The 26,813-nt window shown below is 69.5% G+C and carries 24 protein-coding genes and 2 pseudogenes; 18 read left to right on the top strand and 8 right to left on the bottom strand.

Annotated features, from left to right (window positions below; all coding sequences use genetic code 11):
• Window positions 1-19: 19 nt before the first annotated feature.
• On the bottom strand, window positions 20-1,399 hold the full coding sequence (purB, locus tag O159_RS12480) for an adenylosuccinate lyase (RefSeq protein WP_021756136.1): 1,380 nt from the start codon (window positions 1,397-1,399) through the stop codon (window positions 20-22).
• A gap of 89 nt (window positions 1,400-1,488) precedes the next feature.
• Entirely contained in the window at window positions 1,489-1,875 is a 387-nt protein-coding gene (locus O159_RS12475) for a phage holin family protein (protein ID WP_021756135.1), read from the bottom strand.
• A 165-nt stretch (window positions 1,876-2,040) separates the two neighbouring features.
• On the opposite strand from O159_RS12475, the gene O159_RS12470 reads away from it, so the two are divergent.
• The 13 genes from O159_RS12470 to O159_RS12410 all read left to right on the top strand — a co-directional run bounded on the left by O159_RS12470 (window position 2,041) and on the right by O159_RS12410 (window position 13,497).
• A complete protein-coding gene (locus tag O159_RS12470; protein WP_043993799.1) occupies window positions 2,041-3,150 on the top strand; it encodes a histidinol-phosphate transaminase in 1,110 nt (369 codons plus the stop codon).
• Window positions 3,151-3,154: 4 nt separating this feature from the next.
• On the top strand, window positions 3,155-4,294 hold the full coding sequence (gene pdhA / locus O159_RS12465) for a pyruvate dehydrogenase (acetyl-transferring) E1 component subunit alpha (protein WP_021756133.1): 1,140 nt from the start codon (window positions 3,155-3,157) through the stop codon (window positions 4,292-4,294).
• Between the two features lie 203 nt (window positions 4,295-4,497).
• On the top strand, window positions 4,498-5,457 hold the full coding sequence (locus tag O159_RS12460; protein ID WP_043994357.1) for an alpha-ketoacid dehydrogenase subunit beta: 960 nt from the start codon (window positions 4,498-4,500) through the stop codon (window positions 5,455-5,457).
• Between the two features lie 43 nt (window positions 5,458-5,500).
• A complete protein-coding gene (locus tag O159_RS12455; RefSeq protein ID WP_021756131.1) occupies window positions 5,501-6,859 on the top strand; it encodes a dihydrolipoamide acetyltransferase family protein in 1,359 nt (452 codons plus the stop codon).
• An 81-nt stretch (window positions 6,860-6,940) separates the two neighbouring features.
• The gene (locus O159_RS12450; RefSeq protein ID WP_021756130.1) at window positions 6,941-7,846 is read left to right on the top strand and encodes a metal ABC transporter solute-binding protein, Zn/Mn family; all 906 of its coding nucleotides are present in this window, start codon (window positions 6,941-6,943) and stop codon (window positions 7,844-7,846) included.
• A 17-nt stretch (window positions 7,847-7,863) separates the two neighbouring features.
• Window positions 7,864-8,703 carry a metal ABC transporter ATP-binding protein gene (locus O159_RS12445; RefSeq protein ID WP_201766272.1) on the top strand — a complete coding sequence of 280 codons (840 nt, stop codon included), beginning with the start codon at window positions 7,864-7,866 and terminating at the stop codon, window positions 8,701-8,703.
• Window positions 8,700-9,557 (top strand): metal ABC transporter permease, encoded by an 858-nt coding sequence (locus tag O159_RS12440; RefSeq protein WP_021756128.1) that lies wholly within the window; start codon window positions 8,700-8,702, stop codon window positions 9,555-9,557. Before O159_RS12445 ends, O159_RS12440 begins: the two co-directional genes overlap by 4 nt.
• Window positions 9,558-9,566: 9 nt before the next feature.
• Window positions 9,567-9,983 carry a Fur family transcriptional regulator gene (locus O159_RS12435; protein WP_021756127.1) on the top strand — a complete coding sequence of 139 codons (417 nt, stop codon included), beginning with the start codon at window positions 9,567-9,569 and terminating at the stop codon, window positions 9,981-9,983.
• A gap of 138 nt (window positions 9,984-10,121) precedes the next feature.
• Complete coding sequence (rpmB, locus tag O159_RS12430; RefSeq protein WP_011187087.1) at window positions 10,122-10,358, top strand: 50S ribosomal protein L28; 237 nt, start codon at window positions 10,122-10,124, stop codon at window positions 10,356-10,358.
• The gene (rpmG, locus tag O159_RS12425) at window positions 10,358-10,525 is read left to right on the top strand and encodes a 50S ribosomal protein L33 (RefSeq protein WP_011187086.1); all 168 of its coding nucleotides are present in this window, start codon (window positions 10,358-10,360) and stop codon (window positions 10,523-10,525) included. The genes rpmB and rpmG overlap by 1 nt, the downstream gene beginning before the upstream one ends.
• 2 nt (window positions 10,526-10,527) lie before the next feature.
• Window positions 10,528-10,833, top strand: coding sequence for a 30S ribosomal protein S14 (rpsN, locus tag O159_RS12420; RefSeq protein WP_011187085.1), 306 nt, complete (start codon window positions 10,528-10,530; stop codon window positions 10,831-10,833).
• A gap of 227 nt (window positions 10,834-11,060) precedes the next feature.
• Window positions 11,061-11,345 carry an HU family DNA-binding protein gene (locus O159_RS12415; protein ID WP_021756125.1) on the top strand — a complete coding sequence of 95 codons (285 nt, stop codon included), beginning with the start codon at window positions 11,061-11,063 and terminating at the stop codon, window positions 11,343-11,345.
• Between the two features lie 130 nt (window positions 11,346-11,475).
• Window positions 11,476-13,497: a cytochrome c oxidase assembly protein gene (locus tag O159_RS12410; RefSeq protein WP_052323550.1), complete on the top strand. Its 2,022-nt coding sequence runs from the start codon at window positions 11,476-11,478 to the stop codon at window positions 13,495-13,497.
• Here the strand turns inward: O159_RS12410 and O159_RS12405 are convergent.
• Complete coding sequence (locus tag O159_RS12405) at window positions 13,451-14,464, bottom strand: hypothetical protein (RefSeq protein WP_021756123.1); 1,014 nt, start codon at window positions 14,462-14,464, stop codon at window positions 13,451-13,453. The two genes, O159_RS12410 and O159_RS12405, sit on opposite strands and share 47 nt — an antisense overlap.
• A gap of 115 nt (window positions 14,465-14,579) precedes the next feature.
• Between O159_RS12405 and O159_RS12400 the strand changes: the two genes are divergently transcribed.
• Entirely contained in the window at window positions 14,580-15,905 is a 1,326-nt protein-coding gene (locus tag O159_RS12400; protein ID WP_021756122.1) for an ATP-dependent DNA helicase, read from the top strand.
• Here O159_RS12400 and O159_RS12395 read toward each other — a convergent pair.
• From O159_RS12395 to O159_RS15135, 4 genes and pseudogenes are all read right to left on the bottom strand, one after another.
• Complete coding sequence (locus O159_RS12395) at window positions 15,889-16,101, bottom strand: hypothetical protein (protein ID WP_144267716.1); 213 nt, start codon at window positions 16,099-16,101, stop codon at window positions 15,889-15,891. The genes O159_RS12400 and O159_RS12395 overlap by 17 nt on opposite strands.
• Window positions 16,098-16,862: a hypothetical protein gene (locus O159_RS14765; protein ID WP_144267714.1), complete on the bottom strand. Its 765-nt coding sequence runs from the start codon at window positions 16,860-16,862 to the stop codon at window positions 16,098-16,100. The genes O159_RS12395 and O159_RS14765 overlap by 4 nt, the downstream gene beginning before the upstream one ends.
• 63 nt (window positions 16,863-16,925) lie before the next feature.
• A pseudogene (locus O159_RS12385) lies at window positions 16,926-18,069 on the bottom strand (IS30 family transposase).
• 104 nt (window positions 18,070-18,173) lie between these two features.
• Window positions 18,174-18,380 carry a hypothetical protein gene (locus O159_RS15135; protein ID WP_169725709.1) on the bottom strand — a complete coding sequence of 69 codons (207 nt, stop codon included), beginning with the start codon at window positions 18,378-18,380 and terminating at the stop codon, window positions 18,174-18,176.
• A 330-nt stretch (window positions 18,381-18,710) separates the two neighbouring features.
• Between O159_RS15135 and O159_RS13510 the strand changes: the two genes are divergently transcribed.
• The 3 genes and pseudogenes from O159_RS13510 (at window position 18,711) to O159_RS12370 (ending at window position 21,155) form a co-directional block, all read left to right on the top strand.
• Window positions 18,711-19,739 (top strand): FHA domain-containing protein, encoded by a 1,029-nt coding sequence (locus O159_RS13510; protein ID WP_021756117.1) that lies wholly within the window; start codon window positions 18,711-18,713, stop codon window positions 19,737-19,739.
• A gap of 107 nt (window positions 19,740-19,846) precedes the next feature.
• Window positions 19,847-20,122 (top strand): annotated as a pseudogene (locus O159_RS16935) (protein kinase); the annotation flags it as partial.
• A 73-nt stretch (window positions 20,123-20,195) separates the two neighbouring features.
• Window positions 20,196-21,155: a protein kinase domain-containing protein gene (locus tag O159_RS12370; protein ID WP_021756116.1), complete on the top strand. Its 960-nt coding sequence runs from the start codon at window positions 20,196-20,198 to the stop codon at window positions 21,153-21,155.
• A 152-nt stretch (window positions 21,156-21,307) separates the two neighbouring features.
• On the opposite strand, the gene O159_RS15130 is transcribed toward O159_RS12370, so the two are convergent.
• Window positions 21,308-21,448 (bottom strand): hypothetical protein, encoded by a 141-nt coding sequence (locus O159_RS15130; protein ID WP_169725708.1) that lies wholly within the window; start codon window positions 21,446-21,448, stop codon window positions 21,308-21,310.
• 317 nt (window positions 21,449-21,765) lie between these two features.
• Between O159_RS15130 and O159_RS12365 the strand changes: the two genes are divergently transcribed.
• Window positions 21,766-26,799 carry an Ig-like domain-containing protein gene (locus O159_RS12365; RefSeq protein WP_021756114.1) on the top strand — a complete coding sequence of 1,678 codons (5,034 nt, stop codon included), beginning with the start codon at window positions 21,766-21,768 and terminating at the stop codon, window positions 26,797-26,799.
• Window positions 26,800-26,813: the final 14 nt, after the last annotated feature.

Raw genomic sequence — 26,813 nt, 5'->3', positions numbered from 1 at the left:
TCCCGGAATCGCCGTTCGCTCAGAGGCGGTCGACCAGCTGCGAGGCGAGGCCGATGTAGCCCGCCGGTGTGAGTTCTAGCAGACGGTTCTTGGCTGCCGGGCCGATTTCGAGGCCGCTGACGAACTCGGTCAGCGCGGCGTGGTCGACGCGCTTGCCACGGGTCAGACCCTTGAGCAGTGCGTACGGGTCTTCGATGGTCGAGCGGCCCGCGGTGACCTCCGCGCGGATGACGGTCTGGATGGCCTCCGCCAGCACCTCCCAATTGGTGCCGAGGTCCGCGTCCAGGGCGTCGGCATCGAGCGAGATCTGGCCGAGTCCGCGATGGATGTTGTCGAGCGCGAGCACGGAATGGCCGAGCCCGACGCCGATGTTCCGCTGCGCGCTGGAGTCGGTGAGGTCACGCTGGAGCCGGCTTGTGACCAGGGTGGCCGCGAGCGAGTCCAGGATGGCGCTGGAGAGTTCGAGGTTCGCCTCGGCGTTCTCGAAGCGGATCGGGTTGACCTTGTGCGGCATGGTCGACGATCCGGTGGCGCCGGGTTCGGGCGTCTGGCGGAAGTAGCCGAGCGAGATGTACGTCCAGATGTCGGTGCAGAGGTTGTGCAGGACGCGGTTGGCGTGTGAGATGCGCCCGTAAAGCTCCGCCTGCCAGTCGTGGGATTCGATCTGGGTGGTGAGGGGGTTCCAGTCGAGCCCGAGGCTGCGGACGAACTCCTCGGAGATCGCGGGCCAGTCGGCGGAGGGATCGGCGACGAGGTGCGCTGCGAAGGTGCCGGTCGCGCCCGAGAACTTGCCGAGGCACTCGGTCTGCTCGACCTGCTTGCGGATGCGTTCGAGACGGTGTGCGAAGACTGCGAGCTCCTTGCCCATCGTGGTGGGCGTCGCGGGCTGGCCGTGGGTCCGCGCGAGCATCGCGGCGTCGCGGTGCTGAGCGGCCTGCGCGCGCAGTTCGTCGATCACGGCTCGGTACTTGGGCAGCCAGACCTCGCTGACGGCGGCGCTGACCGTGAGCGCGTAGGAGAGGTTGTTGATGTCCTCGCTGGTCGCCGCGAAGTGCGTGAGTTCGGCGATGTGGTCCAGTCCGAGCGTGTGGAGGCGCTCGCGCACGAGATACTCGACGGCTTTGACATCGTGTTTGGTGGTCGCCTCCAGCTCGGCCAGCCGTTCGATCTCGGCCTGCCCGAAGCTATCGACCAGGGCCCGCAGCTGTTCGGCCTGCTCGGCGCTCAGCGGACTCGACCCGAACATCCGGTGGTTCGTGAGGTAGAGGAGCCATTCGACCTCCACCTGAACGCGGGCGCGGTTGAGGCCCGCCTCGGAGAGGTGGTCGCCGAGGCCGAGCACCGCCGGGCGGTAGCGTCCGTCCAGGGGGCTCAACGGCTGGGGAGGCAGGGCGGTCATGGGGCTCCTCGGAGTGGCTGCGCGGGGTGGATGCTTCTATTCTCCCGCACCCGCGGACGGCGGCCCGCCGCGGAGCGCGCACCGCATGCTCACCTCCGCGAGAGCGGCCGCAGGAAGAGCCCGAACAGCCAGGCGATGATGCCCAGCACCAGCGCGCCCAGCGCGCCCGACCAGAAGCCGGCGATGTGCAGCCCGAAGCCCATCGCATCGCTGATCCCTGATACGATCAGCAGAAGCAGGCCGTTCACGATCAGGCAGATGAGGCCGAGCGTCAGAATGTACAGCGGGAACGCGACAATCCGGATGGCGGTCCCGACGATCGCGTTCACCAGCCCGAAGATCACGGCGATGAGCAGATACGTCAGCACTGTCGCCGTGTCCGAGTCGGCGTATGAGCGGACGGTCACCCCGCTGACGACGAAGGTCGTGAGCCACAGTGCGAGGGCGTTGATGATCGTCTTGAGCAGGAATCGCATGATGTCATCCTCGCAGGCGCTGCCCTCCGAGGACAGCGCTGAGTGGACGCACCGTGCGTGAGCGGAAAGGGAGGAGAGGCAGGCCTCGAAGCCGAAGGGCCGCCACCGCCCGGGCAGACAGAGGATGTGCTCCCGCCGGAATGCCTGCGCGGCTAAGTTGGGTCTGTGACTGACGAGAGCACGCTGCCTGTGCGGTTGCGGCCCGAGATCGTGGCCGTTCCCGCCTACAAGCAGGGGCGGACGGCGGCGGCGGACGGCTTCAAGCTGTCGAGCAACGAGAACCCGTACCCCCCGCTGCCCTCGGTGGTGGCGGCCGTCGGTGCGATGCTCGGCGGGCTGAACCGGCATCCGGACGCGGGCGGCGCCGATCTGCAGGACAAGCTGGCCGAGCGGCACGGTGTGGACATCGAGCAGGTGCATCTGGGCAGCGGCTCCGTGGCGCTGCTGGCGCAGCTGATCCGTGCGGCGGCGGGAGCGGGCGATGAGGTCGTGTATTCGTGGCGGTCATTCGAGGCGTATCCGGTATTGGTGACGGTCGCCGGGGCGACGAGCGTGCAGGTGCCGAACCGCGCCGACGGCGGGCACGATCTGCCGGCGCTCGCCGCGGCGATCACGGACCGTACGCGAGCCGTCATCGTCTGCACGCCCAACAACCCGATCGGCCCGGTCGTGACGGCGGCGGAGTTCGCCTCGTTCATGGCGGAGGTTCCGGACGATCTGCTGGTTCTGCTGGATGAGGCGTACCACGAGTTCGAGACGGACGAGGCGGCGGTGAGCGGCATCCCGTTGCTCGCGCGGCACCCGAATCTGGTCGTGCTGCGCACCTTCTCCAAGGCTTACGGGCTCGCGGCCCTGAGGATCGGCTACGCGGTCGGGCCGGCTGCGGTGCTGAATGCGGCGCGATCGGCCGCCCTCCCCCTGTCGGTGACCGACGCCGCCCGGGTCGCGGCTCTCGCTTCCCTCGAGGCCGAGGATGAGCTGATGGAGCGGGTGGCGCGCATCGCGATGCGGCGTGACCGGCTGCGGGAGGCGCTCATCGAGCAGGGGTGGAGCGTTCCGCGGGCTCAGGGTAATTTCGTGTGGCTGGCCACCGGCGAGGAGACGGCCGCCGCGAACGACGCCTTCTCGGCCGCGGGCCTGACCGTTCGGGCTTTTCCGTCGGAGGGGATTCGGATCAGCGTCGGAGAGCATGAATCTGTGGAGAGAGTCCTTGAAGTCAGCGCCGATCTTGGAGGAAAGCTACCAAATGGGCACCCGGGTAAGCGGTTAGGTTAGAACGGTGGTTGCGACGAACGATACCCCGCGCCCGGCGAACACCGTCCAGCTGCTGACGGCAGACGGCCGCTTCCAGCCGAGCGAACCCGCCGGCGAGTACCTTCCCTACCTGGAGCGGCTCGACGAGAACGACTACCGCCGCTTCTACCGCGACATGATCCGGGTCCGCGCGTTCGACCACGAGGCGGCGAACCTTCAGCGCCAGGGCCAGCTCGGGCTGTGGGTTCCGAGCCACGGGCAGGAGGGCGCTCAGGTGGGGTCCGCCTACGCGGCGCGACCGCAGGACAACATCTTCCCCTCTTATCGCGAGCATGTGATCGGGATGATCCGGGGGATCGACCCGGTCGGCATCATGGCGCTGCTCCGCGGCGTCACGCACGGCGGCTGGGACCCGACGGACCCGGCGGTCAGGAATTTTCACCTCTACACACTCGTGATCGGCTCGCACACGCTGCACGCGACCGGATACGCGATGGGCGTGACGTTCGACGGCAAGGTCGGCACCGGCGACCCTGAGACCGACGAGGCCGTCATCTGCTACTTCGGCGACGGCGCCACCAGCCAGGGGGATGTGAGCGAGGCGCTCGTGTTCGCCGCGAGCTACCAGACGCCGCAGGTGTTCTTCCTTCAGAACAACCAGTGGGCGATCTCGGTTCCGGTGAAGACGCAGTCGCGCACCCCCCTCTACCTGCGGAGCAGCGGCTTCGGCATCCCGGGGGTCCAGATCGACGGGAACGACGTGCTGGCGGCCTACGCGGTGACCGCGAAGCACCTGGACGATGCCCGCGGTGGCGAAGGCCCGAGCATGATCGAGGCTTTGACCTACCGGATGGGAGCGCACACGTCGAGCGATGATCCGACCAAGTACCGCACCGACGACGAAGTCAGACACTGGGCCGAACGCGACCCGATCCTGCGCTTCCGGGCGTTCCTGGAGCAGCAGGGCGTCGGGCAGGCGTTCTTCGACAGTGCGGACGAGGAGGCGGCCGATCTGGCCGCCGATGTCCGACGCCGTACGCTCGAGCTGACCGCGCCGCCGGCCGGCAGCATGTTCGAGCATGTCTACAGTGAGCCGCACCCCGTGATGGAGGAGCAGCGGCGCTGGCTGGCGGAGTACGAAGCGTCGTTCGGAGGTGACGCGTGAACGAGACGAAAAGCGAGCCCGAGCTGGCCGACACGCAGGCCCTCGACCTCGGAGAGATCGTGGCGGGCGAGCCCGGCTCCCGGTCGAGCGGAGAGCATGCCGCCGATCGGGAGGCCGCCGACGGGCAGCGGGCGCCCGATACGCCGCCTGCGGGCGCTGCGCCCGCGCTCGCCGAACCCGAACCGCGCATCCAGTCGCTCCCGATGGTCAAGGCCCTGAACGCGGGTCTGCGCCAGGCTCTCGCCGCAGACCCCACGGTCCTCATCCTGGGGGAGGACGTCGGTCCGCTGGGCGGCGTCTTCCGTGTGACGGAAGGACTGCAGAGCGAGTTCGGCGCGAGCCGCGTAGTCGACACGCCGCTGGCCGAGGCCGGCATCGTCGGCACGGCGATCGGGCTCGCGATGCGCGGCTACCGGCCGGTGCTCGAGATCCAGTTCAACGGTTTCGTGTTCCCCGGATTCGACCAGATCACGACGCAGCTGGCGAAGATGGCCAACCGGCACGGCGGCAAGATCTCGATGCCGGTCGTCATCCGCATCCCGCACGGCGGCCACATCGGCGCGGTCGAGCACCATCAGGAGGCCCCGGAGGCGTACTTCGCGCACACCGCCGGACTGCGGATCGCCGCGCCGTCGACACCGCACGATGCGTACTGGATGATCCAGGAGGCCATCGCCTCCGACGATCCCGTGATCTTCTTCGAGCCCATGAGCCGGTACTGGCCGAAGGGCGAGGTCGACACGCTCGAGAACCCGGTGCCGCTGCACGCCAGCCGGGTCGTCCGCACCGGAACGGACGCGACGATCGTGGCGTGGGCGGGGATGGTGCCCGTCGCTCTGCGCGCGGCCGAGATCGCGGCCGAGGAGGGACGCAGCCTGGAGGTCGTGGATCTGCGCTCGCTCGCCCCGATCGACTACGCCCCGGTCCTCCGGTCGGTGCAGAAGACGGGCCGCCTGGTCGTCGCACAGGAGGCGCCGGGCACCGTCTCCGTCGGCTCCGAGGTCGCCGCGGTGGTCGGCGAAAAGGCGTTCTATTCACTGGAGGCCCCGGTGCTCCGGGTCGCGGGCTTCGACACCCCCTTCCCCCCGGCCAAACTCGAAGGTCTCTACCTGCCGGATGCGGACCGTATTCTTGAGGCCGTCGACCGCTCGCTCGCTTATTGAGCCGAGCCCGCTGACCGAGCCCGCCAACCGAAAGAAGACGTAGATGCGCGAGTCCCAGTTCCTTCTGCCCGATGTGGGCGAGGGCCTGACCGAGGCGGAGATCGTCTCCTGGAAGGTCGCGCCCGGCGATGCGGTCGCCGTCAATCAGGTGATCGTCGAGATCGAGACGGCGAAGTCGCTGGTGGAGCTGCCGTCGCCGTTCGAGGGGACCGTCGGCGAGCTGCTGGTGGCCGAGGGGCAGACCGTCGAGGTGGGGACGCCGATCTTCACCGTCAGCGGAGGCGAAGCCGAGCGGGGCGAGCCCGAGCCGGCCGGTGAGGCGGAGCAGGCCGTGGTGGACGCCGCGGCGAGCGTCACCCACGAGAGCCAGGAGCCGAAGGCGGGCGCCGTGCTCGTCGGCTACGGCTCTGCGGGGCACGGGACGAGCCGCCGCCGGGTCACGCATCCGGGGGCCGCTGCTCGTCCGGCCGCTTTCCCGCCGGCCGAGCCGGTCGCGGAGCTGGGGCTGGCCCCGTCCACGCCGGTTCCGCCGCCGGGTGGCGGGCCGGTCATCGCCAAGCCGCCGATCCGGAAGCTGGCCAAGGATCTCGGCGTCGATCTGAGCACGGTGACGGCGACGGGAGCCATCGGCGAAGTCACACGCGACGATGTTCTGCGCGAGGCGACGCAGGCTAGCGTGTTCCGCAACATCCAGACCCCGGAGTGGCCGGACGACCGCGAGGAGCGCATCCCGGTCAAGGGCGTGCGCAAGGCGATCGCGAACGCGATGGTCACGAGCGCGTTCAGCGCCCCGCACGTCAGCGTTTTCGTGGATGTGGACGCGACCCGCACCATGGAGTTCGTCAAGCGCCTGAAGAACGCGCCCGATTTCGTCGGCGTGAAGGTCTCCCCGCTGCTCATCATGGCGAAGGCGATCGTGTGGGCGGTGCGGCGCAACCCCACTGTCAACTCGACCTGGACGGACGAGGAGATCATCGTCCGCCACTATGTGAACCTCGGCATCGCCGCCGCCACTCCGCGCGGGCTCATCGTGCCCAACGTCAAAGAGGCTCAGGGAATGAGCCTGTTCGAACTGGCCAGGGCGCTCGAAGAGCTCACCCTCACGGCGCGCGAGGGCAAGACGCAGCCGGCGGACATGGCGAACGGCACGATCACGATCACGAACATCGGCGTGTTCGGGATGGACACCGGGACGCCCATCTTGAACCCGGGCGAAGTCGGCATCGTGGCGCTCGGGACGATCAAGCAGAAGCCGTGGGTGGTGGACGGCGAGGTGCGTCCCCGATTCGTCACGACGCTCGGCGGCTCGTTCGACCATCGGGTCGTGGATGGAGACGTCGCATCCCGGTTCCTCGCGGATGTCGCCTCGATCATCGAGGAGCCCGCGCTGCTCCTTGATTGATCTTGACAATCATTATCAACATGTACTACTGTCTTAGCCGTCAGGCCGCCCACCCCACCCCGACTTAGACAGGTTCCGCTCATGAAGCGTTCCCTCCTCGCGCTCGCGCTCTCCGCAGCCTCCGTCCTCGCGCTCGCCGGCTGCTCCGCCGGCTCCACAGCCGAATCCACCTCCGATGGGAAGGTGCGTATCGTCGCCAGCACCAACGTGTACGGCGACATTGCGGCCAAGATCGCTGGCAGCGCCGTCGAGATCACCTCCCTCATGACCGACCCCGCGCAGGACCCGCACTCGTTCGAGGCGAGTGCGCAGAGCCAGCTCGCCGTGAGCAAAGCCGACATCCTGATCGAGAACGGCGGCGGGTACGACGACTTCATGGAGAAGCTGCGGAACGCGGCGAAGAACCACGACGCTGCGGTCCTGAACGTCGTCGACCTCTCCGGCAAGAAGCCCGTCGACGGCGAGCTCAACGAACACGTCTGGTACGACTTCCCGACCATTGAGAAACTCTCCACCGCTCTGGTGTCGGCTCTGTCCAAGGCCGACCCGGGCCAGAAGGCGACGTTCGAGAAGAACGCCGAGACGTTCCGCGGCAAGCTGACCGAGCTGGAAGACCGCGCCGCCGAGCTCAAGGCGACGTATGCGGGCCAGGGCGTCGCCATCACCGAGCCGGTCCCGCTCTACCTGCTTCAGGCGATGGGACTGGAGAACAAGACACCCGAGAAGTTCAGCGAAGCGGTCGAGGAGGGCAGCGATGTGTCGCCGTTGGTGCTCCAGCAGACGCTCGATCTCTTCAGCGGGCGAAACGTGAAACTCCTCGCCTACAATGAGCAGACCAGCGGACCCGAGACCGAGCGTGTGCTCGCCGCCGCGAAGCAGGCCGGCGTCCCCGTCGTACCGGTGACTGAGACTCTTCCGAGCGGCAAGGACTACATCGGTTGGATGAAGGCGAACATCGACGCCATGGCGGCGGCGCTCGCGAAGTGAGCGAGCCGATCGAGCGGATGCTCGCGGCGGCCGAACGGGAGACCGTTCTCCGTCTCCGCGGCGCCTCCCTCAGCTTCGGCGCGCGCACGCTCTGGAGCGGCCTCGACCTCGACATCCACGCGGGTGAGTTCGTCGCCGTGCTCGGCCCCAACGGCTCCGGGAAGACCAGTCTGCTGAAGACGATTCTCGGACAGCAGCGGCTGGACTCCGGGACGGTCGAGCTGGCTGGGAGCCCTGTGCGCCGCGGCGATCGGAGCATCGGCTACATCCCCCAGCAGACGCTCCTACCCGCGGGCACCCCCATGCGTGCCCGCGACCTCGTCGCGCTCGGCGTGAACGGGCACCGCTGGGGCCTCCCGATCCTCCGCCGCGCGGACCGCCGACACGTTGAGCGGCTCGTGGACGCCGTGGGAGCTCGCCGCTACGCGGACACGCCCGTGGGGTCGCTCTCGGGGGGCGAGCAGCAGCGGCTCCGTGTCGCGCAGGCGCTCGCCGGGGACCCGGCTCTGCTCCTCTGCGACGAACCGCTCCTCTCCCTCGACCTTCAGCACCAGCGCGGTGTCAGCAAGCTGATCGACCGACGGCGGCGCGAGCACGCCAGCGCTGTGATGTTCGTCACGCACGACATCAACCCGGTGCTCGGGATGGTCGACCGCGTCCTCTATCTGGCCGGTGGCCGGTTCCGCACGGGCACGCCCGACGAGGTGCTGCGCAGCGACGTGCTGACGGACCTCTACGAGACACCGGTGGACGTCATCAGGAGCCGCGGGCGGATCCTGGTCGTCGGTATCCCGGACGCCCAGACCCACGGCCACCACGACCACGGCCGGGGGCCGCACCCGGAGCCCGCCGCATGAACGATCTCTGGTCGCAGCTGTTCACTTTCACCAACTACGGCGAACTCCTGATGCTCGTGAAGAACTCGCTCATCGCCGGAGCCGTGCTGGGGGTCGTCGGCGGGGTCATCGGCGTCTTCGTGATGCAGCGCGACATGGCGTTCGCGGTCCACGGCATCAGCGAGCTGTCGTTCGCCGGGGCCTCGGCGGCGCTGCTGTTCGGGGCGAACGTGGTCGTCGGGTCGCTCGGAGGGTCGCTCATCGCCGCCATGATCATCGGGCTGCTGGGCGCGAAAGCGCGCGATCGGAACTCGATCATCGCGGTGCTGATGCCGTTCGGGCTGGGCCTCGGCATCCTCTTCCTGGCCTTGTACCCCGGCAGGAGCGCCAACAAGTTCGGCCTGCTCACCGGGCAGATCGTGACCGTCGACGACTCACAGCTCGGCTGGCTGCTCGGCATCGGCGCGGTCGTGCTGATCGGGCTGCTGCTGATGTGGCGGCCTCTGATGTTCGACAGCCTCGACCCGGACGTCGCCGCCTCCCGTGGCGTCCCGACCCGTTTCGTCGCCCTCGCGTTCATGGTTCTGCTCGGCCTCGCCGTGGCGGTCTCGGTGCAGATCGTAGGGGCTCTGCTCGTCCTGTCCCTCCTGGTCACACCGGCCGCGGCCGCGATGCGCGTCACCTCGTCGCCGCTCGTGGTGACGCTGCTCAGCGTGGGTTTCGCCCTCGTCTCCGTGGTCGGGGGCATCCTGCTCGCGCTCGGGAAGCCGCTTCCGATCAGCCCCTACGTCACCACCATCTCGTTCGTCATCTATGCGGTCTGCCGGCTCGTCGGCCTCCGCGGCTCACGGCGATTCGTGAGCCGCGCCAGCTAGCCTGGACGCATGGTGAAGCGCAACACCTGGCAGCGGGATGCCGTTCGCGAGGCCCTGTCCTCGACCGAGGGCTTCATCAGCGCGCAAGGACTCCATCTCAGCCTCCACGAGGCGGGCTCCCCCATCGGCCTGGCGACGGTCTATCGCGCGCTCGCGGATCTCGCCGCGGAGGGGGATGCCGACTCGCTGCAATCGCCGGAGGGCGAGAGCCTCTACCGGGCGTGTACGAGCGGCCGCCACCACCATCATCTGATCTGCCGCAACTGCGGGCTGACGGTGGAGATCGAGGCGGACGAAGTCGAGGTCTGGGCCCGGACGACAGCGGCGGCCCACGGGTTCACGCAGGCGGCGCATGTGGTGGACGTGTTCGGGGTGTGTGCGCGGTGCTCCGCGGCGGATTTGGCCGCGTCCCCCCTCATGCCGTAGCATAGCTCTTTGGCTGAGTGGGCTCCTCCTGCTCAGACCGCTCACGAAACCCCACACCCGTACGGAGGTGGGAAGCCGTGTGCCGACAAGTGACCTTGGGTGGGACCGTCCGGTCCCACGGTATTGGAGAAGAAAGCAATGGCAGCAGTGTGCCAGGTGACAGGAGCCACCCCCGGCTTCGGTCACAGCATCTCGCACTCGCACCGTCGCACCAAGCGCCGGTTCGACCCGAACATCCAGAAGAAGACGTACTACGTTCCGTCGCTTCGCCGTAACGTGACCCTGACCCTGAGCGCCAAGGGCATCAAGGTCATCGACGCCCGTGGCATCGAGGCCGTCGTGAAAGACCTCCTGGCCCGTGGGGAGAAGATCTAATGGCAAAGCAGCAGGACGTCCGTCCGATCATCAAGCTCCGTTCGACGGCGGGCACCGGGTACACCTACGTGACCCGCAAGAACCGTCGCAACAACCCTGACCGTCTCGTGCTGAAGAAGTACGATCCCGTCGTGCGCAAGCACGTCGACTTCCGAGAGGAGCGCTAAACATGGCTAAGAAGTCCAAGATTGCCAAGAACGAGCAGCGCAAGGTCGTCGTCGAGCGCTACGCCGCGAAGCGCGCCGAGCTCAAGAAGGCGCTGGTCGACCCCAACGGGACCGACGAGTCCCGTGAGGCCGCGCGTCTCGGCCTGCAGAAGCTCCCGCGCGACGCTTCGCCGATTCGCGTCCGCAACCGCGACGCTGTGGACGGCCGTCCCCGCGGAAACCTCAGCAAGTTCGGCATCTCGCGCGTCCGCTTCCGCGACATGGCGCACCGGGGCGAGCTGCCCGGCATCACCAAGTCCAGCTGGTGAGCGAAAGCGACACCCGTTGAGGGGGCGTCTGGCTGCGGCCGGGCGCCCCTTTGGCGTCCCCGGACGGCGAAACACCCGGGGAACCGGTCGAAAATCCGCGAAAATCCGCGTGTTTCCGGGGGTGTCTGATACATTCGAGGCGGTCGACCGACCAAACGTTACTGGCCCGTGTGGCCGTTCCACAGAGAAGCTGTAAATCCAGCAATAAGGTCCGAGGAGGACACTCAATGGCTGACAACCTGAACAAGACCGAACTCGTCGCCGCCGTCGCCGCGGCATCTGGTCAGAGCCAGGCCACCGTCTCCGGCGTCGTCGACGCGTTCTTCGCGACGGTCGCGGACACCGTCAAGGGTGGCGGCAAGGTCACCATCCCGGGCTGGCTCGCCGCCGAGCGCACCGAGACCGCCGCGCGCACCGGCCGCAACCCGCAGACCGGCGAGGAGATCTCGATCCCGGCCGGCCATCGCGTCAAGCTGACGGCGGGTTCGAAGCTCAAGGCTGCCGTCAAGTAGCCTTTGCACGCTTGCGTCGGGGGCGGCGCCGCAACTGCGGCGCCGCCCCCGACGTGTCTGCGCGGGTCTCTGGGCACACCGGTGACGTGTGGTAGATGGCCATCCAGCCCGCTCCCCGTAGGGTAAGAGGGTGTCTCGTCTTCTCCGCGTGATCGGCCCCGCCGTGCTCCTCCTCGCCGCCGCCGCGGCTGTGGTGGCCGCTCTCGCCTTCGGCGGCGGCGCCGCCGCCCCGCTGCTGCTCGACCCGGGCCCCGTGGTCCGCTGGGGTCTGCCCCTCTCGACCCTCATCGTCAACCTCAGCCTGGCTGGCACGGTCGGCGCGCTCGTCCTCTGCTGCTTTGCGTTCAGCTCGGACAGAGACGAGTACGGGAAGGCGCTCGATGTCGCAGCGGGATGCGCGGCCGTCCTCACGGTCGCTGCGGCGGTGACCGGTCTGTTCACCTTCGTCAGCGTCTCCACCGTGCCGTGGTCCCTCGATCGCAGTTTCACCAACGGCCTCAGCTCGTTCATCACCAGCATCTCCCTCGGCCAGGCCTGGCTCGGCATCACGCTCATCGCCGCCGCCACCACGATCCTCTGTTTCGCGGTGCGCAACCAGACCGCGATCGTCTTCGTCACCCTCCTGGCGATGGCCGCGGTGGTGCCGATGGCGCAGCAGGGCCACAGCGCCGAAGCGGCCGGCCACGACGCTGCGGTCACCTCCTTCGGCCTGCACGTCCTCTTCGCCTCTGTCTGGCTCGGCGGGCTCGTGACGCTCATCGCGATCAAACAGACGCTCGATGGCGAACGGCTCCTCGCTGTGCTCGAGCGCTACTCCACGATCGCGCTCATCGCCTTCATCGTCGTGGCCGCCTCCGGCTATGTGAACGCCGAGCTGCGAGTCGGGACGCTCGCTGAGCTGATGACGCCGTACGGCATCTTGGTGCTCGTCAAGGTCGCCGTTCTGGTCACGCTCGGTCTGTTCGGTGTGACGCAGCGCCGCCTCCTCCTCGACCGGCTGCGGCGCACCGGCAAGCGCGGAGCCTTCTGGTGGATCGTGACCGCCGAACTCGCGTTCATGGGCGTCGCCTCCGGTGTCGCCGCCGCCCTTGCCCGCACGGTGACGCCCGTCCCTCAGACACGTGCGGCGGCTCCGACGCCCGCCGAGATCCTGACCGGTGAGAAGCTTCCGCCCGAGCTGACCTTCAGCCGGCTCTTCACGAGCTGGAACGTCGATCTGCTCTGGGCGCTCGGCTGCGCCTTCGCCCTCTTCTTCTACCTCGCCGGGGTGTGGCGGCTGCGCAAGCGAGGCGATGGGTGGCCGGTCCACCGCACCATCCTGTGGACGTTCGGCATCGCCCTCCTCTTCTTCGTCACCAGCGGCGGCGTGAATGTCTACGAGAAATATCTTTTCTCGGCCCACATGTCCGCCCACATGGTCCTGACGATGGCTGTGCCGCTCCTGCTCGTCCCCGGAGCCCCGGTGACCCTGGCCGTCCGTGCCATCAAGAAACGCACCGATGGCTCACGCGGTGGCCGCGAGTGGATACTGCTCGCCGTCCACTCCCGCTTCGCCGGCGTCATCGCCAACCCCCTCGTTTCGGCCGTTCTCTTCGCCGGCTCGCTCTGGGCGTTCTACTACACGCCGATCTTCCGCTGGGCGACCACCGACCACGTCGGCCACGAGTGGATGATCGTCCACTTCCTCATCACCGGTTACCTCTTCGTGCAGTCTTTGATCGGCATCGACCCGGTCAAGTACCGGCTGCCGTATCCCTTCCGGCTGCTGCTGCTCGCGACGATGGCCTTCCACGCCTTCTTCGGTCTATCCGTCATGCAGATGAACGGGCTGCTGCTCGCCGATTGGTTCGGCGCGATGGGCCGCACCTGGGGCGCCGCCCCCCTGGTCGACCAGCAGACCGGCGGCGGGATCGCCTGGAGCATCGGCGAGATCCCGACGGTCATCCTCGCCATCGTCGTCGCCATCCAGTGGAGCCGCAGCGACGACCGCGAGACCAAGCGGCGCGATCGCAATGCCGATCGCACCGGCGAAGCAGAGCTGAAGGCGTACAACGAGCGGCTCGCTCGGCTGGCACAGCGGGGCGGGGCGCCACGGGAAGAGCCCCCTATCTCGCGACCACGATCCTCAGCGACCCGTCCGGCCGGATCGTGACGCTGGTCAGCGACACCGTCATCCGTTCGTCCGACTCGCGCCGCTCGACCGTTCCATCGAAGAGGGACTGCACGGTCACGGAGAGATGCACGACTCCGGCGCTCTGGTCCATCGTCCAGGCTGTGGCGCCGGGCTGGAGACGGACTTCGGGATAGGAGACCATCCTCCAGGCGGGGGCGCCCTTGACCCGGTCGTCGATGTCGACCCCGAACGGGCAGCCGGCCGGTTGCAGCACCTGTTGCCTCGCGCACTGGTCCAGGAAGCTGTTCAGCTGTTTCTGCACGGCCGCCGTGAACCGGCCAGTGGGCTGCGCGTCGATGGTCGTCTCGACGATGCGACCGGGCACGCCGGTCACGACAGCGGGTGCGGCAGACGAGTACGCCGAGGTGTGGCCGAACTCGTAGCGGGCCAGGGCCAGAACGAGATAGTCCGCCGAGACGCTGAAGGCGTCAGGGGGCTGGCCGGGTGCGGCGGCGCGCGGGGAGAGCGTATGGCCGGCGATCGTGAAGCTGTCCGCGTGGGCCACGGCGATGCGGGCGACGGACAGCGGAGTGGTGGCGAACGACCAGGTCGGCAGGATGCCGAGCACCGATCCGGACGGCCGGACAGCGAAGGTCGCCGTCACCGGTCTGCCATCCTCCCGGGCCCGGGCAGTGACGCGGTGCTCGCCGGAGGCCAGCCGCCGGTCGGAGACGATCGCGATCTCGGTCAGCTGTGGGAGGACATCGCCGCGGAGCAGTTCGCGGGAGGCGTTCTCCGGGAAGCCGGCCTGCTTCAGCGCGTTTGGTGTCGGGGCCGCGCCCGGCATGGAGACGGCAGCGCGGACATCGTGGGCGGCGATCGCCTCCAGGTAGTTCGTCACGAAGCCGCCGGGTGAGTAGAACGTGCGCTGGACGGCGCCGAGCGCGGCGGCGAAAGCCAGGAGCAGGAGGAGACCCACGCCCGACCAGAGGAGCACGGGGCGCATCCTGACGCTTGTGCCCTCCCCACCCATAAGGCCATCCTAGGGGCCTGTGGATAACGGGGCGCAGGGCGCGGCGGGGGTTAGAGTGGTTCGGCAGGCGCGAGCGGAAGGGACTCGGATGGGCCGACTCTCGCTCTCCCCCGAACAGCAGGCCGTATTCGAGCTCATCGAGCACACCCGCGAACACGTCTTCGTCACGGGCCGCGCTGGAACGGGCAAGTCGACGCTGCTCAACCACCTCTCCTGGAACACCGAGAAATCGATCGTCATCTCGGCGCCCACCGGGGTCGCCGCGCTGAATGTGGGCGGCCAGACCATCCACTCGCTGTTCCGGCTGCCGATCGGCGTCGTCGCCGATCACGACATCGAGCAAAGCGCCGACCTCCGGAAACTGCTCAACACGATCGACACCCTGATCGTCGACGAGGTCTCGATGGTCAACGCCGATTTGATGGACGCGGTGGATCGCAGCCTCCGCCAGGCCCGCCAGCGCGGCGCCGAGCCGTTCGGCGGTGTTCAGGTGGTGCTGTTCGGCGATCCCTATCAGCTGGCACCGGTGCCGGGAGACCGGGAGGAACGCGCCTACTTCCGTGACACCTACCGGTCGATGTGGTTCTTCGACGCGAAGGTCTGGCGTGAGGCGGACCTGAAGATCGTGGAGCTGCTTCATGTCCACCGCCAGCACGAGTCGGACTTCCGTTTCATGCTGAACGCTGTCCGCCATGGCCAGGTCACCAAGGAGATCGCCGACCGCCTCAACGAGACCGGTGCCCGCCCGGCGCCGAGCGAGGGGACCATCACCCTCGCGACGCGCAACGACACCGTCAACCGCATCAATGCGCAGGCGCTCGAACGCCTGCCAGGGCGCGCGCTCACCGCCAAGGCGGACGTCAGCGGCGACTTCGGCGGACGCACCTTCCCAGCCGACGATGTCCTTGAGCTGAAAGTCGGCGCTCAGGTCATGTTCCTGCGCAACGACGTCGGGCAGGGCGACGGCCCTCGCTGGGTCAACGGCACCATTGGAACCGTCACACGGATCGACTCGACCGTGTCCGTGGACGTGGACGGTGACATCCACCAGGTGGAGCCCGCTCTCTGGGAAAAATACAAATACACCTACTCCCCCGAGACGAAGACATTGACGAAAGATGTCATGGCGGAGTTCACGCAGTTCCCGCTGCGACTGGCGTGGGCGGTCACCATCCACAAATCGCAGGGCAAGACCTATGACTCGGCGATCGTGGATCTGGGGACACACGCTTTCACGTCCGGGCAGACCTACGTCGCGCTGAGCCGCATCACAACGCTCGAGGGGCTCTACCTCACCCGCCCGCTTCGTCCGAGCGACATCACAGTGGACCCCGATGTCGAGCGCTTCATGCGGGACGCCCGCCCGGTTCGGGTCTCGGTGGCCGACTCAGGCTTCGCTACCGGAGCCAGATGACGACGGTCAGGAGCGCGGCGAACAGAGCGGCGCTTCCGGAGGAGAGCAGGATGGTCCGGGGTCGGAGCGGATGCGCCGTCTTCGGGCGTTCGGTCGCCCGCTGAGGGGTGGGGGAGGGCCCGGCCGCGGGGGAGGGCTCTACGGGGCGCTGCCCGTGCGCTGCGGCTGGGCCCCACCCGTCCGGCGGGCTGCTCACGGGGTCGGTGGATCGCGACACCGGCCTCGAGGGCTCCGCCAGGTGGTCCCAGACCGACGGCGAGGCGGGGCGGTCAGCGCCCGGCATTGCGAGGGGGAGCGGGGCGATCGGCCCGGCCGCCGAGGGGAGGGCGCGCCCGAGCGGAGGAAGCGGCTGCTCGGCGAAGGTGGGGACGTCGTGGGCGGGAGGTCGGCGAGACCCGCACGGGCCAGGCGGGCGGAGAGTTCGAGCGCCTCAAGGCGATCGAGGTGGAAGGGATCGGGCGGGATCGGGTCGCCGATGCCGAGGGCCTTTGGTTCGGGAAAGGCTTCTGGTTCGGGAAGGGTCTCTGCTTCGGGAAGGATCAGCGGGAGAAAGGCGAGGTCGGCGGCGGGTTCGGCCGAGAGCTCGGGAGTGAAGTCGGGGAGGGGGAGCTGGGGGCCGACGTCGTCGAGGTCGAGTCGAGCCATGGGCTCGGGTTCGGAGAAGGCCGGGACCTCACCATCGGAGCGCGCTCCGATGGTGAACGGGTGATCCAGGCCGGTGTGCGGGACGGGCAGGACGGTGGAGTCGAAGGAGAAGGCTGCGGGGCCGGGAGGGGTGCGCGGGAGGGAGACGGCATTCGGGTGGGAGTCGTGGCGGAGCCGGTCGGCCGGGTCGGACGGGGCCGGGTCGGAGGGGCGGTGATCGGCGACCGGGTGCGGCATGAGTTCGGGTTCGCGGCTGGCAACGAGCTTGGGCGCGTCATCGGCTGTGGCCTCGGAGTGGGACCAGGGGGCCAAGCTGGTGTCGGGACCGGCCGTCGGGGCGGGTGCGCGGGTGGGTTCTAACAGTGGTCGCAACACTCATGGATGGTGTGTTTGTTCTAGCAGCGTAGTGAAGAGGGTGTTCGGGGTCTTCCAGCCGAGGATTTTGCGGGGTCGGTTGTTGAGTTCGGCGGCGACGAGGGCGAGCTCTTTCGGGGTGTGTGTTCTGAGGTCGGTGCGTTTGGGGAAGTAGTCCCGCAAGAGCCGATTCGTGTTCTCGTTGCTGCCGCGCTGCCAGGGCGAGTGCGGGTCGCAGGAGTAGATTCTCGTTCCTGTTGCGCGGCTGATCTCTTCATGTCTCGCCATTTCCCAGCCCTGGTCCCAGGTGATTGAGCGGCGTAGTTCGGGCGGGAGCGCCGCGAGAGCAGGGACGAGCTGATCGCGGAGGCTCTCGGATCTGTTGACAGCGTCAACAGGCAACAGGAGAGTGAACCGGGTCGTTCGCTCGACGAGTGTGGCAATCGCCGAACGGTTGCCGAGCCCCATGATGAGGTCGCCTTCCCAGGCTCCGGGGACGCTGCGGTCCGTGGGCGCGAACGGACGGTCATGGATCGTGAGCGCAGCGTTGAATCGGATCCTGCGCCGGGCGATCACGCGGGGTGCTTTGCGTCTGTCGCGTTTGGTGCGCAGCATTCGGCAGAGTTCGCGCGGGAGTGCGCCGCCGCGGTAGTCGTAGAGGTCGCGGTAAATCGTCTCATGCACCACGCGCATGCTCGGATCGTCAGGATGCTGCTGACGCAGGTGCTGACAGATCTGAACGGGACTCCAATACTTCTTCAACAGCCCACGGATCTCCTGCTGCAATCGGGGGTTGGAGGCGATCTTCCCCGGCCGGTCACGGGCACGGCGACTCCTCGCGAGCCGGTGCGCATGGAACGGTCGATACTTCCCCAGTGATCCCGCGATTGCGGCGCACTTCCCGGCTGATTGTCGACGGTGCTCGTCCCAGGTCGGCTGCGATACTGCGGATGCTCGCGCCCGTCCTGAGTTGGTCGGCGATCCTCACCCGCTCGTCCTCCGATAAGAACCGGGCCGAGACCGTCGTCACCACCGGAACCTCATCGATCGGCGGATAGTAACGCACTTTGCCCGTGACCAGGTCGCGATGTTTCCACCCGTTCCGCCAGTTGTTGCCCAGCTTGCGGCGAATCCCGAGCATCCGGCAGATCTCGGAGGTGTTCATTCCCTGCCGCCACAACTCGATATATCATGCACGCTCGGCCGACATCGGTGCCGGCCCGGTCATCTTCTGCGACGTCCTTACAAGTGTCATAACAACTCCCGAAACTAGCCGGTGTTGCGACCACTGTTAGAACCCACCCTGTCCGATTCGGGACCGGTGGGCGGGTCGACGTCCGCCGCGGCGGGCGGGGGCGGAACTGCGTGGCTGAGCTCCGGATCGGGGATCGCGTGGGGTGGGAGGGCCGCCGGGCCGGGCATCGCCGGGCCGGCCGCCGCCGGCGCGGTGCTGCCCTGTCCTTCGGCGACATTCATTGCGTCACCTGTGTTCGTGTCCTTCGCTGCGTATGCAGCCTCGGTTTTCGCGAACGTCGCCGCGGCGGTCGCTGTCTCACCCAGCGCGACGGGCCGTTGCGCTCTGATCGGTTTGCGCGCCGACGCAGCCGGGACGGCGCGGGTGGCTCGGACGGGTGGGTGTCCTGGCGTCGTGGGGATCGAGCGTTCGGCGGACATACGGCTCCTCGGAAGACGGTGTCTCTCCCATGCTAACCGGTGTGGAATCCGGTATGACTGATTTGATTTCCTTTCCGAAATCATAAGGACGGTCGGCGGTGGCGTCCTTGAATCAGAACACCCGAAGGTACGATGTCTGAGCTCTGGGGCCTGGAGCTATGCGCTCCGCGCAAGGTCGCGATCGCGCGCGACCGTTCCGCCGACGCAACATTCCAGGTGCAGGATCGCGGATCGGGGATCCTCCAGCTCGCCATCGGCGGGCACGTCGCGGTGCGACTGGGGCTCGTGTCCGGTGCAGAGGTCGATGTCCTGGGCGCATTGCTCGGGGAGGCCGTGTACGACGGGGTCGTCCGGCTCGCACGCCTGTCGCAGCCGCCTGCGGAGACCGCGTTCGAGGCGGAGTGCCCCGGGGAGGATGCTGGCGAGCCCGTCGGCAAGGACCTTTCGGCGGTGGGCCCCACGGGTGACAGCTCTGCGGGCGATGGCATCGCGGAGCAGGACGGCCACCCGGCCGCCGCCGAGGATCTCGGCAGCGTCGTCCTCGCGGATCGCGATTTCACGACCGGCGAGCCCTGGATCGACGGCGACCCGGGCGCCGACGACAGTCAGGGTCCCGGCAGCGCCGATCGCACCATCCCCGTCGTCATTCCTGCTTCCCCCGTTCCCGCACCTCTCCCCCCGCCCGATTTCGCAGCCACCGTCGTGAGCGCTCCGCTTCCGGCGGCCGGTGACCTCGACGCGACCATTGTGGGTGGCTGGTTCGCTGCGGTGCCCGCGTATCAGCCCCGATCCGCCTCGCCGAACCGCCGTTCGCACCGGCCTGCCCGTATCCGTGTCACCGACGCGGCCGGTGCGGTCGAACACGAGCTCGCCGGTGTGATGTACGTCGGCCGGCGCCCCTCGCTCCCGGCCGAAGCCGACGAGCGGCGGTCATCGCTCGTCGCGGTCGGTTTCGGCTCCGGGACGGTGGAGGAGACCCACGCGCAGCTCACCGCGGGCGACGGGCTGGTGCTGGTCCGCGATCTCTGGTCCGCGGGCGGCACGATGGTCGAGCAGCCGAACGGGGCGGTGTTCCGGCTGAGTCCGGGCGAGCAGATCCCGGTGGCGCGCGGGGCTCGGATCTTGCTGGGCGACGGTGTCGTCCTCGAGACGGTGGGCTGAGCTGTGGCATCCCGGCTGCCTCAGCCCGCGCCGGTGCTGGCGGGGTACACCGCTGTGCGGCCGATCGGTTCGGGGGCTTCGCGGATGTCTACCTCTACGAACAGGGGATGCCGCGCAGGGAGGTCGCGGTGAAGGTGCTGCTGACCGAAGTGTCGAGTGTCGACGTGCGGGAGATGTTCCTGTCGGAGGCGACGCTCATGGCACGGCTGTCGGCCCACCCATCGGCGCTCACGGTCTACGAGGCGAGTGTCAGTGGGGACGGACGGCCGTATCTGGTGATGGAATACTGCCCCGGGTCTTACGGGCAGCGGTTCCGCACGGAGCGGCTGCCCGTGCATGAGGTGCTGCAGGTCGTGGTGGCGGTGGGGAGCGTGCTCGAGACGACGCACCGCGGCGGGGTGCTGCACCGGGATGTGAAACCGGCGAACATTCTGATCACCGCCTACGCGCAAGCCCGTGCTGGCCGACTTCGGCATCCCCGCGACGGTCGTGCGCACGGAGGGCCAGGGCGCGTTCGGGATGTCGGTGCCGTGGTCGGCGCCGGAAGTGCTGGCCGGAGAGACGAGCGGGACAGTCGCCTCAGAGGTGTGGGCGTTCTGTGCGACGGTCTACAGCCTGCTGGCCGGCCGTTCGCCGTTCGAGCTTCCCGGGCAGGCCAACACACGCGACGATGTGCAGCGCCGGGTCCTGGGCCGCAGGCCCGCGCCGTCGATCGGGCGGGAGGACGTGACTCCGGCGCTGGAGGAGCTGCTGGCGAGCGGGCTCAGCAAAGACCCGGCGCACCGGCCCGAGACCGTCCTGGATGTGCTGCGCGGCATCCAGCTGGCGGAGGCGGAGCTGGGCATGCGGCCCTCCGTGCTCGATGTGCCGGCCGCCCGGGTGCTGGCGGCGGAGGACGCGACGGGCCTGCGAACGCGGCTCGGCGGCTCCACGGTGATGTTCGTGGCGACATCGGGGCGCACGGGGCGGCGCATCCGGCCGGTTCCCGGGGAGTCCACGGCGACGGCGGGCGGGATCGGGCAGACGCCCCGTGCGAAGACGGGCGCCCCCGGGCGCGCCCGGCGGCGATGGCTCGTTCCGGTTGTCGTTGCTGTGTCGCTGGTCGTCGTCGGCGTGCTCGTCGCCCTCGGGCTCAGCGTCGTCGCTCCGGCGGGCGGCGGCGCCATCCCGCAGGTCGGTTCGATTCGGGCGGACTCGGGGGAGGGAACCGTCACCTTCCGCTGGGACGACCCCGGACTGGTGGAGGGCGACAGCTATCTCGTCCGGGTGACCGGCCCGGGCGGCATGGCGGAGGGCATGCCGCAGAACGCCACCAGCTACACGGTCTCGACGGTGTCGGGGCGGGTGTGCGTGACGGTCACGGTGCTCCGCGGCGTCCTGGGCGGACAGCAGAGCGGATCGGCGTGCTCGGGATGAGGGGGCGTGGACACGGGCCGTCAGCACCTGGTCGAACCGCCGCGATGCGCGGCGCGCGGCGACGCGATGCGACGGCTCTCGCGGGCGATGCTGGGTGTTCTCGGCGGGATGCTCGTCGCCGGGCTCGTCGCTGTCACGGTGGTCTCGGAGGGCTACGCGCGCCAGCGACCGGAGCTGGACGACGGATCGGTGTGGGTGGCGAACGGTTCGCTCGGGATGGTCGGCCACGCCAACACGGAGATCGGCTCGCTGAGCGCAGCGGTCGCGGCGGGCGGGATGGGGGCCGACCTCATCCAGGACCCGACGCGGCTGCTCGTCCACGACCGCGCGAACAAAACACCCTGCAGATCGTGGACACGGCTCGCGCGGAGGTCACGGACACGGTTCCGCTGCCGAGCGGACTGCCGGAAGTGGTGGACGCGGGGAAACGGGTCGCCGTGTACCTGCCCGCGAGCGGGGATGTGTGGAGCGTCGCCGAGTCGGCGGTGGCCTCGTTCCGGGCGAAGTCGACGCCCGCTTACGCCCTGGGGGCCGACGCCACGCTCGCCGCCGACGCGGACGGGAACTTCGCCGGGTATTCTCGGCGAAGAGCGGGCGTCTCACGACCGGTGTGTTCACCGCGGCGGCCAAGCCGGAGACGCGCACGGTGCGATTCGGCGGCGGGACGGGCAAGACGGGGGCTGTCCAGGTCTCGCCCGTGGGCGGCCGGCCTTCGGTGTACGACGCCGCTTCGGGCGAACTGTGGCTGGACGGGCGCACAGTGCGGCTCGGTGCGCACATCCCGGAGCCGGCTTCCGCGCGGCTCGCCACGCCCGTCACCGACAGTGGCCGGCTGCTGATCGCCCACTCGCGGGGGGTGCTCGCCGTCCACGCCGAGACCGGCGAGGTCACCGCCATCGGCCACGACCCGCGGGCGACGGGCACCGCTGCGCGGCCGTCGCGGGTGGACGGCTGCGATTACGCGGCCTGGTCGGGCGGTGTCGGGTACGAACTCTGCGGGTCGTCCTTGCGGGTCGTCGTGCTCGACGAGATGGTCGGCGCGGCTCCTGCGATCCTCGCGAACGGACGCCGGGCGGTCGTCAGCGACGCCGCGACCGGGCGGGCGTGGGCGATCCAGCGCGACGGCGCCCTCATCGACAACTGGGAGGACTTCACCGCGGAGGACAGAGAGCGGCACCCGCGGCAGGACGCGCGGGACACGCCTCCGGAGATCGACAGCGTCGCTGCTGCGCCCCTCGCTCAGGATGACGAGTTCGGCGCGCGGGCGGGGCGTGTGACCTCGTTTCCGGTGCTGCTGAACGACACGGACCCGAACGGGGACCTGCTTGCGCTCACCGCGCTCACGCCGCTGCCGGACTGGTTCGGGCGTCTCGACATCGTGGAGAACGCGCAGAAACTACAGCTGACGGCGACGCCGGAGGCGATGGGGACGCAGACCGTGCGCTACACGATCGACGACGGGAACGGAGGGACGGCGGCGGCGGACGTGGTCATCACGATCGTGCCGCCCGGGCAGAACAGCCCACCGGTCCAGGTGCGCACGACCCGGACGTCCGTCGCCAACGGAGGCATGACCCGGATCGCCGCGCTGGACGACTGGGTGGACCCCGACGGCGACCCGATCTTCCTGGCCGACGCGCAGGCGGCGGCCCCCGGCCGCGTGTCCTTCACCCCGGCAGGCGAGGTCCAGTACACCGATGACGGGACGCAGCCGGGACTCAGCACTGTGCCGCTGGCCGTGTCCGACGGCACAGCGACGGGCAACGGCTCCCTCGCGGTCACGGCCGGTGCTCCGGGCACGGTGCCGATCATCGCCGGCTCGTTCACCCTGACCGGGTTCGCGGGGCAACCGGTCGCGGTCGCGCCCCTGCCGAACGTGCGCGGCGGCACCGGGGAGCTGATGCTCGCCGGGGTGACCGAGTCGGGTGGAGGCTCGGTCACGATCACCCCGGACTATGCGGCGGGGACCTTCGTCGCGCGGGCCCCGGCCGCGGGCGACTACGAGCTGACCTACACCGCTGGCGACGGCGACCAGAACGCGAGCGGCCGGGTGCGGCTGCGGCTGAGCGATCCGCCGGAAGCCACCCTGCCGCCGGTGACGCAGCCGGTGACCGTCTACGCCTCGCTGCGGCAGACACAGCAGGTGGAGGCGCTGGCCGGGGACGTCGATCCGGCGGGCGGCGTGCTGGGGATCACCGCTGTGGACGGCGTCCCGGACGAGCTCGCGGTCGGTGTGCTGGACGAGAGCCGGGTCTCCCTCGCCCTCACCCGCCCCCTGAGCGATAGGCCGGTGAGCTTCCAGTACACCGTGAGCAATGGCAGCTCGAGCGCTCCCGGGACGATCACGGTCGTCCAGGTTCCGGAGCCGCTTCAGTTGCAGCCCCCGGTCGCGATGCCGGACGAGGTGACGGTGCGGGTGGGCGAGGTGGCGGACATCCCGGTGCTCGCGAACGACTCGCAGCCGGACGGCAAACCGCTGATCCTCGGCTCGGAGCTGGTCAAAGAGCTGCCGCCGGGAGCCGGCGCCCTCTTCGCGTCCGGTGACCGGCTGCGCTATCTCGCCCCGCTCAAACCGGGCACCTTCAGGTCTGCCTACTCGGTGAGCACGACGGATGGGCAGACCGCGATCGGCCAGGTGACCATCACGGTCCGGGATGCGGCGTCGTCGGACAACCGGCCTCCTCTGCCGCTCACCGTGACGGCCCACGCGACAGCTGGCGAGATGGTCCGCATCCCGATCCCGCTGACCGGCATCGACCCCGACGGGGACACGGTGACGCTCGGCGGCCAGACGGGCGCACCGCGGCTTGGCGCGGTCTCCGGCGTCGGCGCCGACTCCATCGACTACACGCCGGGTCCTTTCGCGGCGGGCACGGATGAGTTCCAGTACACGGTGGTGGACGCGCTGGGCGCCCAGGCGACGGGACTGGTGCGCGTCGGCGTCCTGCCGCCGACCGAGGCGGTGCAGCCGCCCGTGGCGGTGGACGACGCGGTCGCGGTCCGGCCGGGGTCGCCCCTGAAGGTCGATGTGACGCAGAACGTCAGCGACCCGCAGGGCGGCACGCTGACGGTCGCCGCCGCCGAGGGCGCGGACGGTCTGGTGGCGACGCACGGGAAGAAGACCATCGAGCTGACGGCCCCGGCGACGTCGGGCGCGGCGGCTGTGCTGTACACGGTCCGCAACCCGCGCGGCGGCACAGCCAGTGCGTGGCTGTATCTGGATGTGCGGGCGGACGCCCCGTTGGCGGCCCCGGTCGCCTCCGATGTCCGTGTGCCGCTCACGGCAGTGGACGGCAAGCAGACCGTCGCCGTGGACGCCCTCGGCTCGGTGACCTTCAGTGAGGGCGGGACCTCCGCGCTGACGCTGAGGGTACACGACGGCTTCCCGACCGCGAGCGTGTCCGGGGACCGGGTGCGGGTGAAGGTGCGGCCCCGGAGCCAGGTCATCCCGTACACGGTCGCGCGCAAGGATGACCCGTCCGTCAGCGCGACGGCGTTCGTCTGGGTCCCGGGGTACGAGGACGCGGCCCCGGAGCGCCGGACGGACGCGCCGCAGCTGACGACGACGAGCGGTGAGCCGCTGACGATCCGCATCGGCGACTATGTGGTCGCCGCAGCCGGACGCAAAGCGCGGATCGTGGACGCGGCGAGCGTCACGGCGACGTACTCGGACGGACAGCCGCTGGTCGTGGACGAGACGACCCTCCGGTACACGCCGGCGAAGGAGTACTTCGGCCCGGCCTCCATCACTTTCACAGTGTCCGATCGGGAGGGGGCTGACGGCAACCGGGCGACGTTCACCCTCCCGATCTCCGTCGCCCCGCACAAGAGCCAGCCGCCCGCCCTGCGCGGCACCGCGCTCCGTGTGGAGCCGGGCGGGCACACCGCTGTCGACCTCCGCGCCCTCACCGAGAGCGGGGCGGGTTCGTCGCGGGGCGCCGTCTCCTACACAGTGGACCCAGTGACGCACGAGGGCGTCACCTCCGGTCTCAACGGATCGACGCTCACGGTGAGCGCCGACGACCGGGCGCCTGTCGGGTCGGTGGCCGCGTTCACCGTCACACCGCGCGATCGGAACGGAGCGGGGACGGCCGGGCAGATCACTGTCGCCGTGGTGCGTTCCACACGGCCCCTCGCGGCGCCCGCGGACGACACGCTGGTGCTGCGGCGCGGCGCATCGGACACGGTGGATGTGCTGCGCAACGACCAGCCGACGAACCCCTTCCCCGGCAAACCGCTGCGGGTCGTCGCTCTCGACACCTCGGCGCTGCCTCCGGGGATCGCGGTGAGCGGCTGGTCTGCGACCGGGCGCGTCACCGTCTCGGTGGGCGCTGGAGTGCCGGTCGGGACGTTCAGCGTCCCGTACACCGTCGCCGACGCCACCGACGATCCGGCGCGCCGCATGTCTGCGACGCTGCGTCTGATGGTCCAGGATGTGCCGGGCACGCCCTCGGCGCCGCCCGTGGTGCTCGACCATGACGTCGCTGCGGCGTCGGTGACGCTCGGGATGCCGCCGGTGACCTCCAACGGGTCGGCGGTGACCTCCTTCATCGTCCGTTCGACGAGCGGCGACATCCAGCAGCGGTGCAGCGCGAGGCGCCTCTGCGAAGTGCGCGGTCTGACGTTCGGCGTGGGCTACCAGTTCACCGCGGCGGCCGTGAACGGCGTCGGCGACGGGCCGGCGAGTCCGCCGAGCGAGGTGGTCGTGGTCGATGGGACTCCCGCCGCGCCGGCGTCCGTCCAGCTCACACCGGGCACCACCGTCAGGGACGGCAGTGCGATGACGCTCTCCTGGAGCGCGGTCGATGACCCGGCGCACGGGAGCGCGATCCGTTCGTACGCGTACTCGGTCCAGGGCCCGGACGGAGTGGTAGCGACGGGCGAGACCATCGGCGCCCAGGCGACCAACGCGACGATCGCTTCCAGCGCTCTGCGGCCCGGCCAGTACTACACGGCGACCGTCCAGGCGCGGAACCTGTCGAGCCTCGGGCCGTCGGCGACCGGTGGCGCGGTCGCGGCGCCGAGCTTTACCGCGTCCCCGCAGGTGGCCCGGTCCGTCGAGCAGGGGCGGGCGCAGGTGAGCTGGATGGCCGAGTTCGGGGGCGGCTCGTTCGGGTACGCTGTGGTCTCGCGCGGTGGCGGGCAGGTCTGCGACGGGAAGAACCCCGGCTCGGGCGCCGCGGCGGGAAGCTCGCCCTACACCGATCCAGAGTCCCCCATCGCGACCGACTACACCGTGTTCCTGGTCAACGAGGCCTTCTGCACGGCGGCGACCACGAACATCCTCGATCTCCAGTCCGCCGGGTTCGCCGACCCCTCGCTCTCGTTGCTCCCCGACGCCGGAGGCTCCCCCCAGTGGACGCTCGGCGGCATCGCGACCACGGGGTATGTGTCCTCGTGCGAGGTCGCGGTCGTGCCGGTCGGGACGGCGCCCTCGGCCGCCTGGCGCAGCATCCCGTGCGCGGCGGAGAACCGGGCGGGCGGGGAGAGCGTCCTGACCGGACCGCAGCTCACCGACCCGGCCAGGGTCTACGACGTCTGGGTGCGGGTGAACGGGTGGGACTCGCCTGTCGCCCGCCTCGTCCGCAGCGGGCTCGTTCCGCCGGCCCTGACCACGATCCCGAAGGAAGGAACCGCACCGTGACCGACCAGAGGACG

It is taken from the genome of Leifsonia xyli subsp. cynodontis DSM 46306 (assembly GCF_000470775.1).
In the GTDB taxonomy this organism is placed as follows: Bacteria; Actinomycetota; Actinomycetes; order Actinomycetales; family Microbacteriaceae; genus Leifsonia; species Leifsonia cynodontis.
Note: the sequence above shows the minus strand (reverse complement) of the source record. Positions and strands in the feature narration are given on the sequence as shown.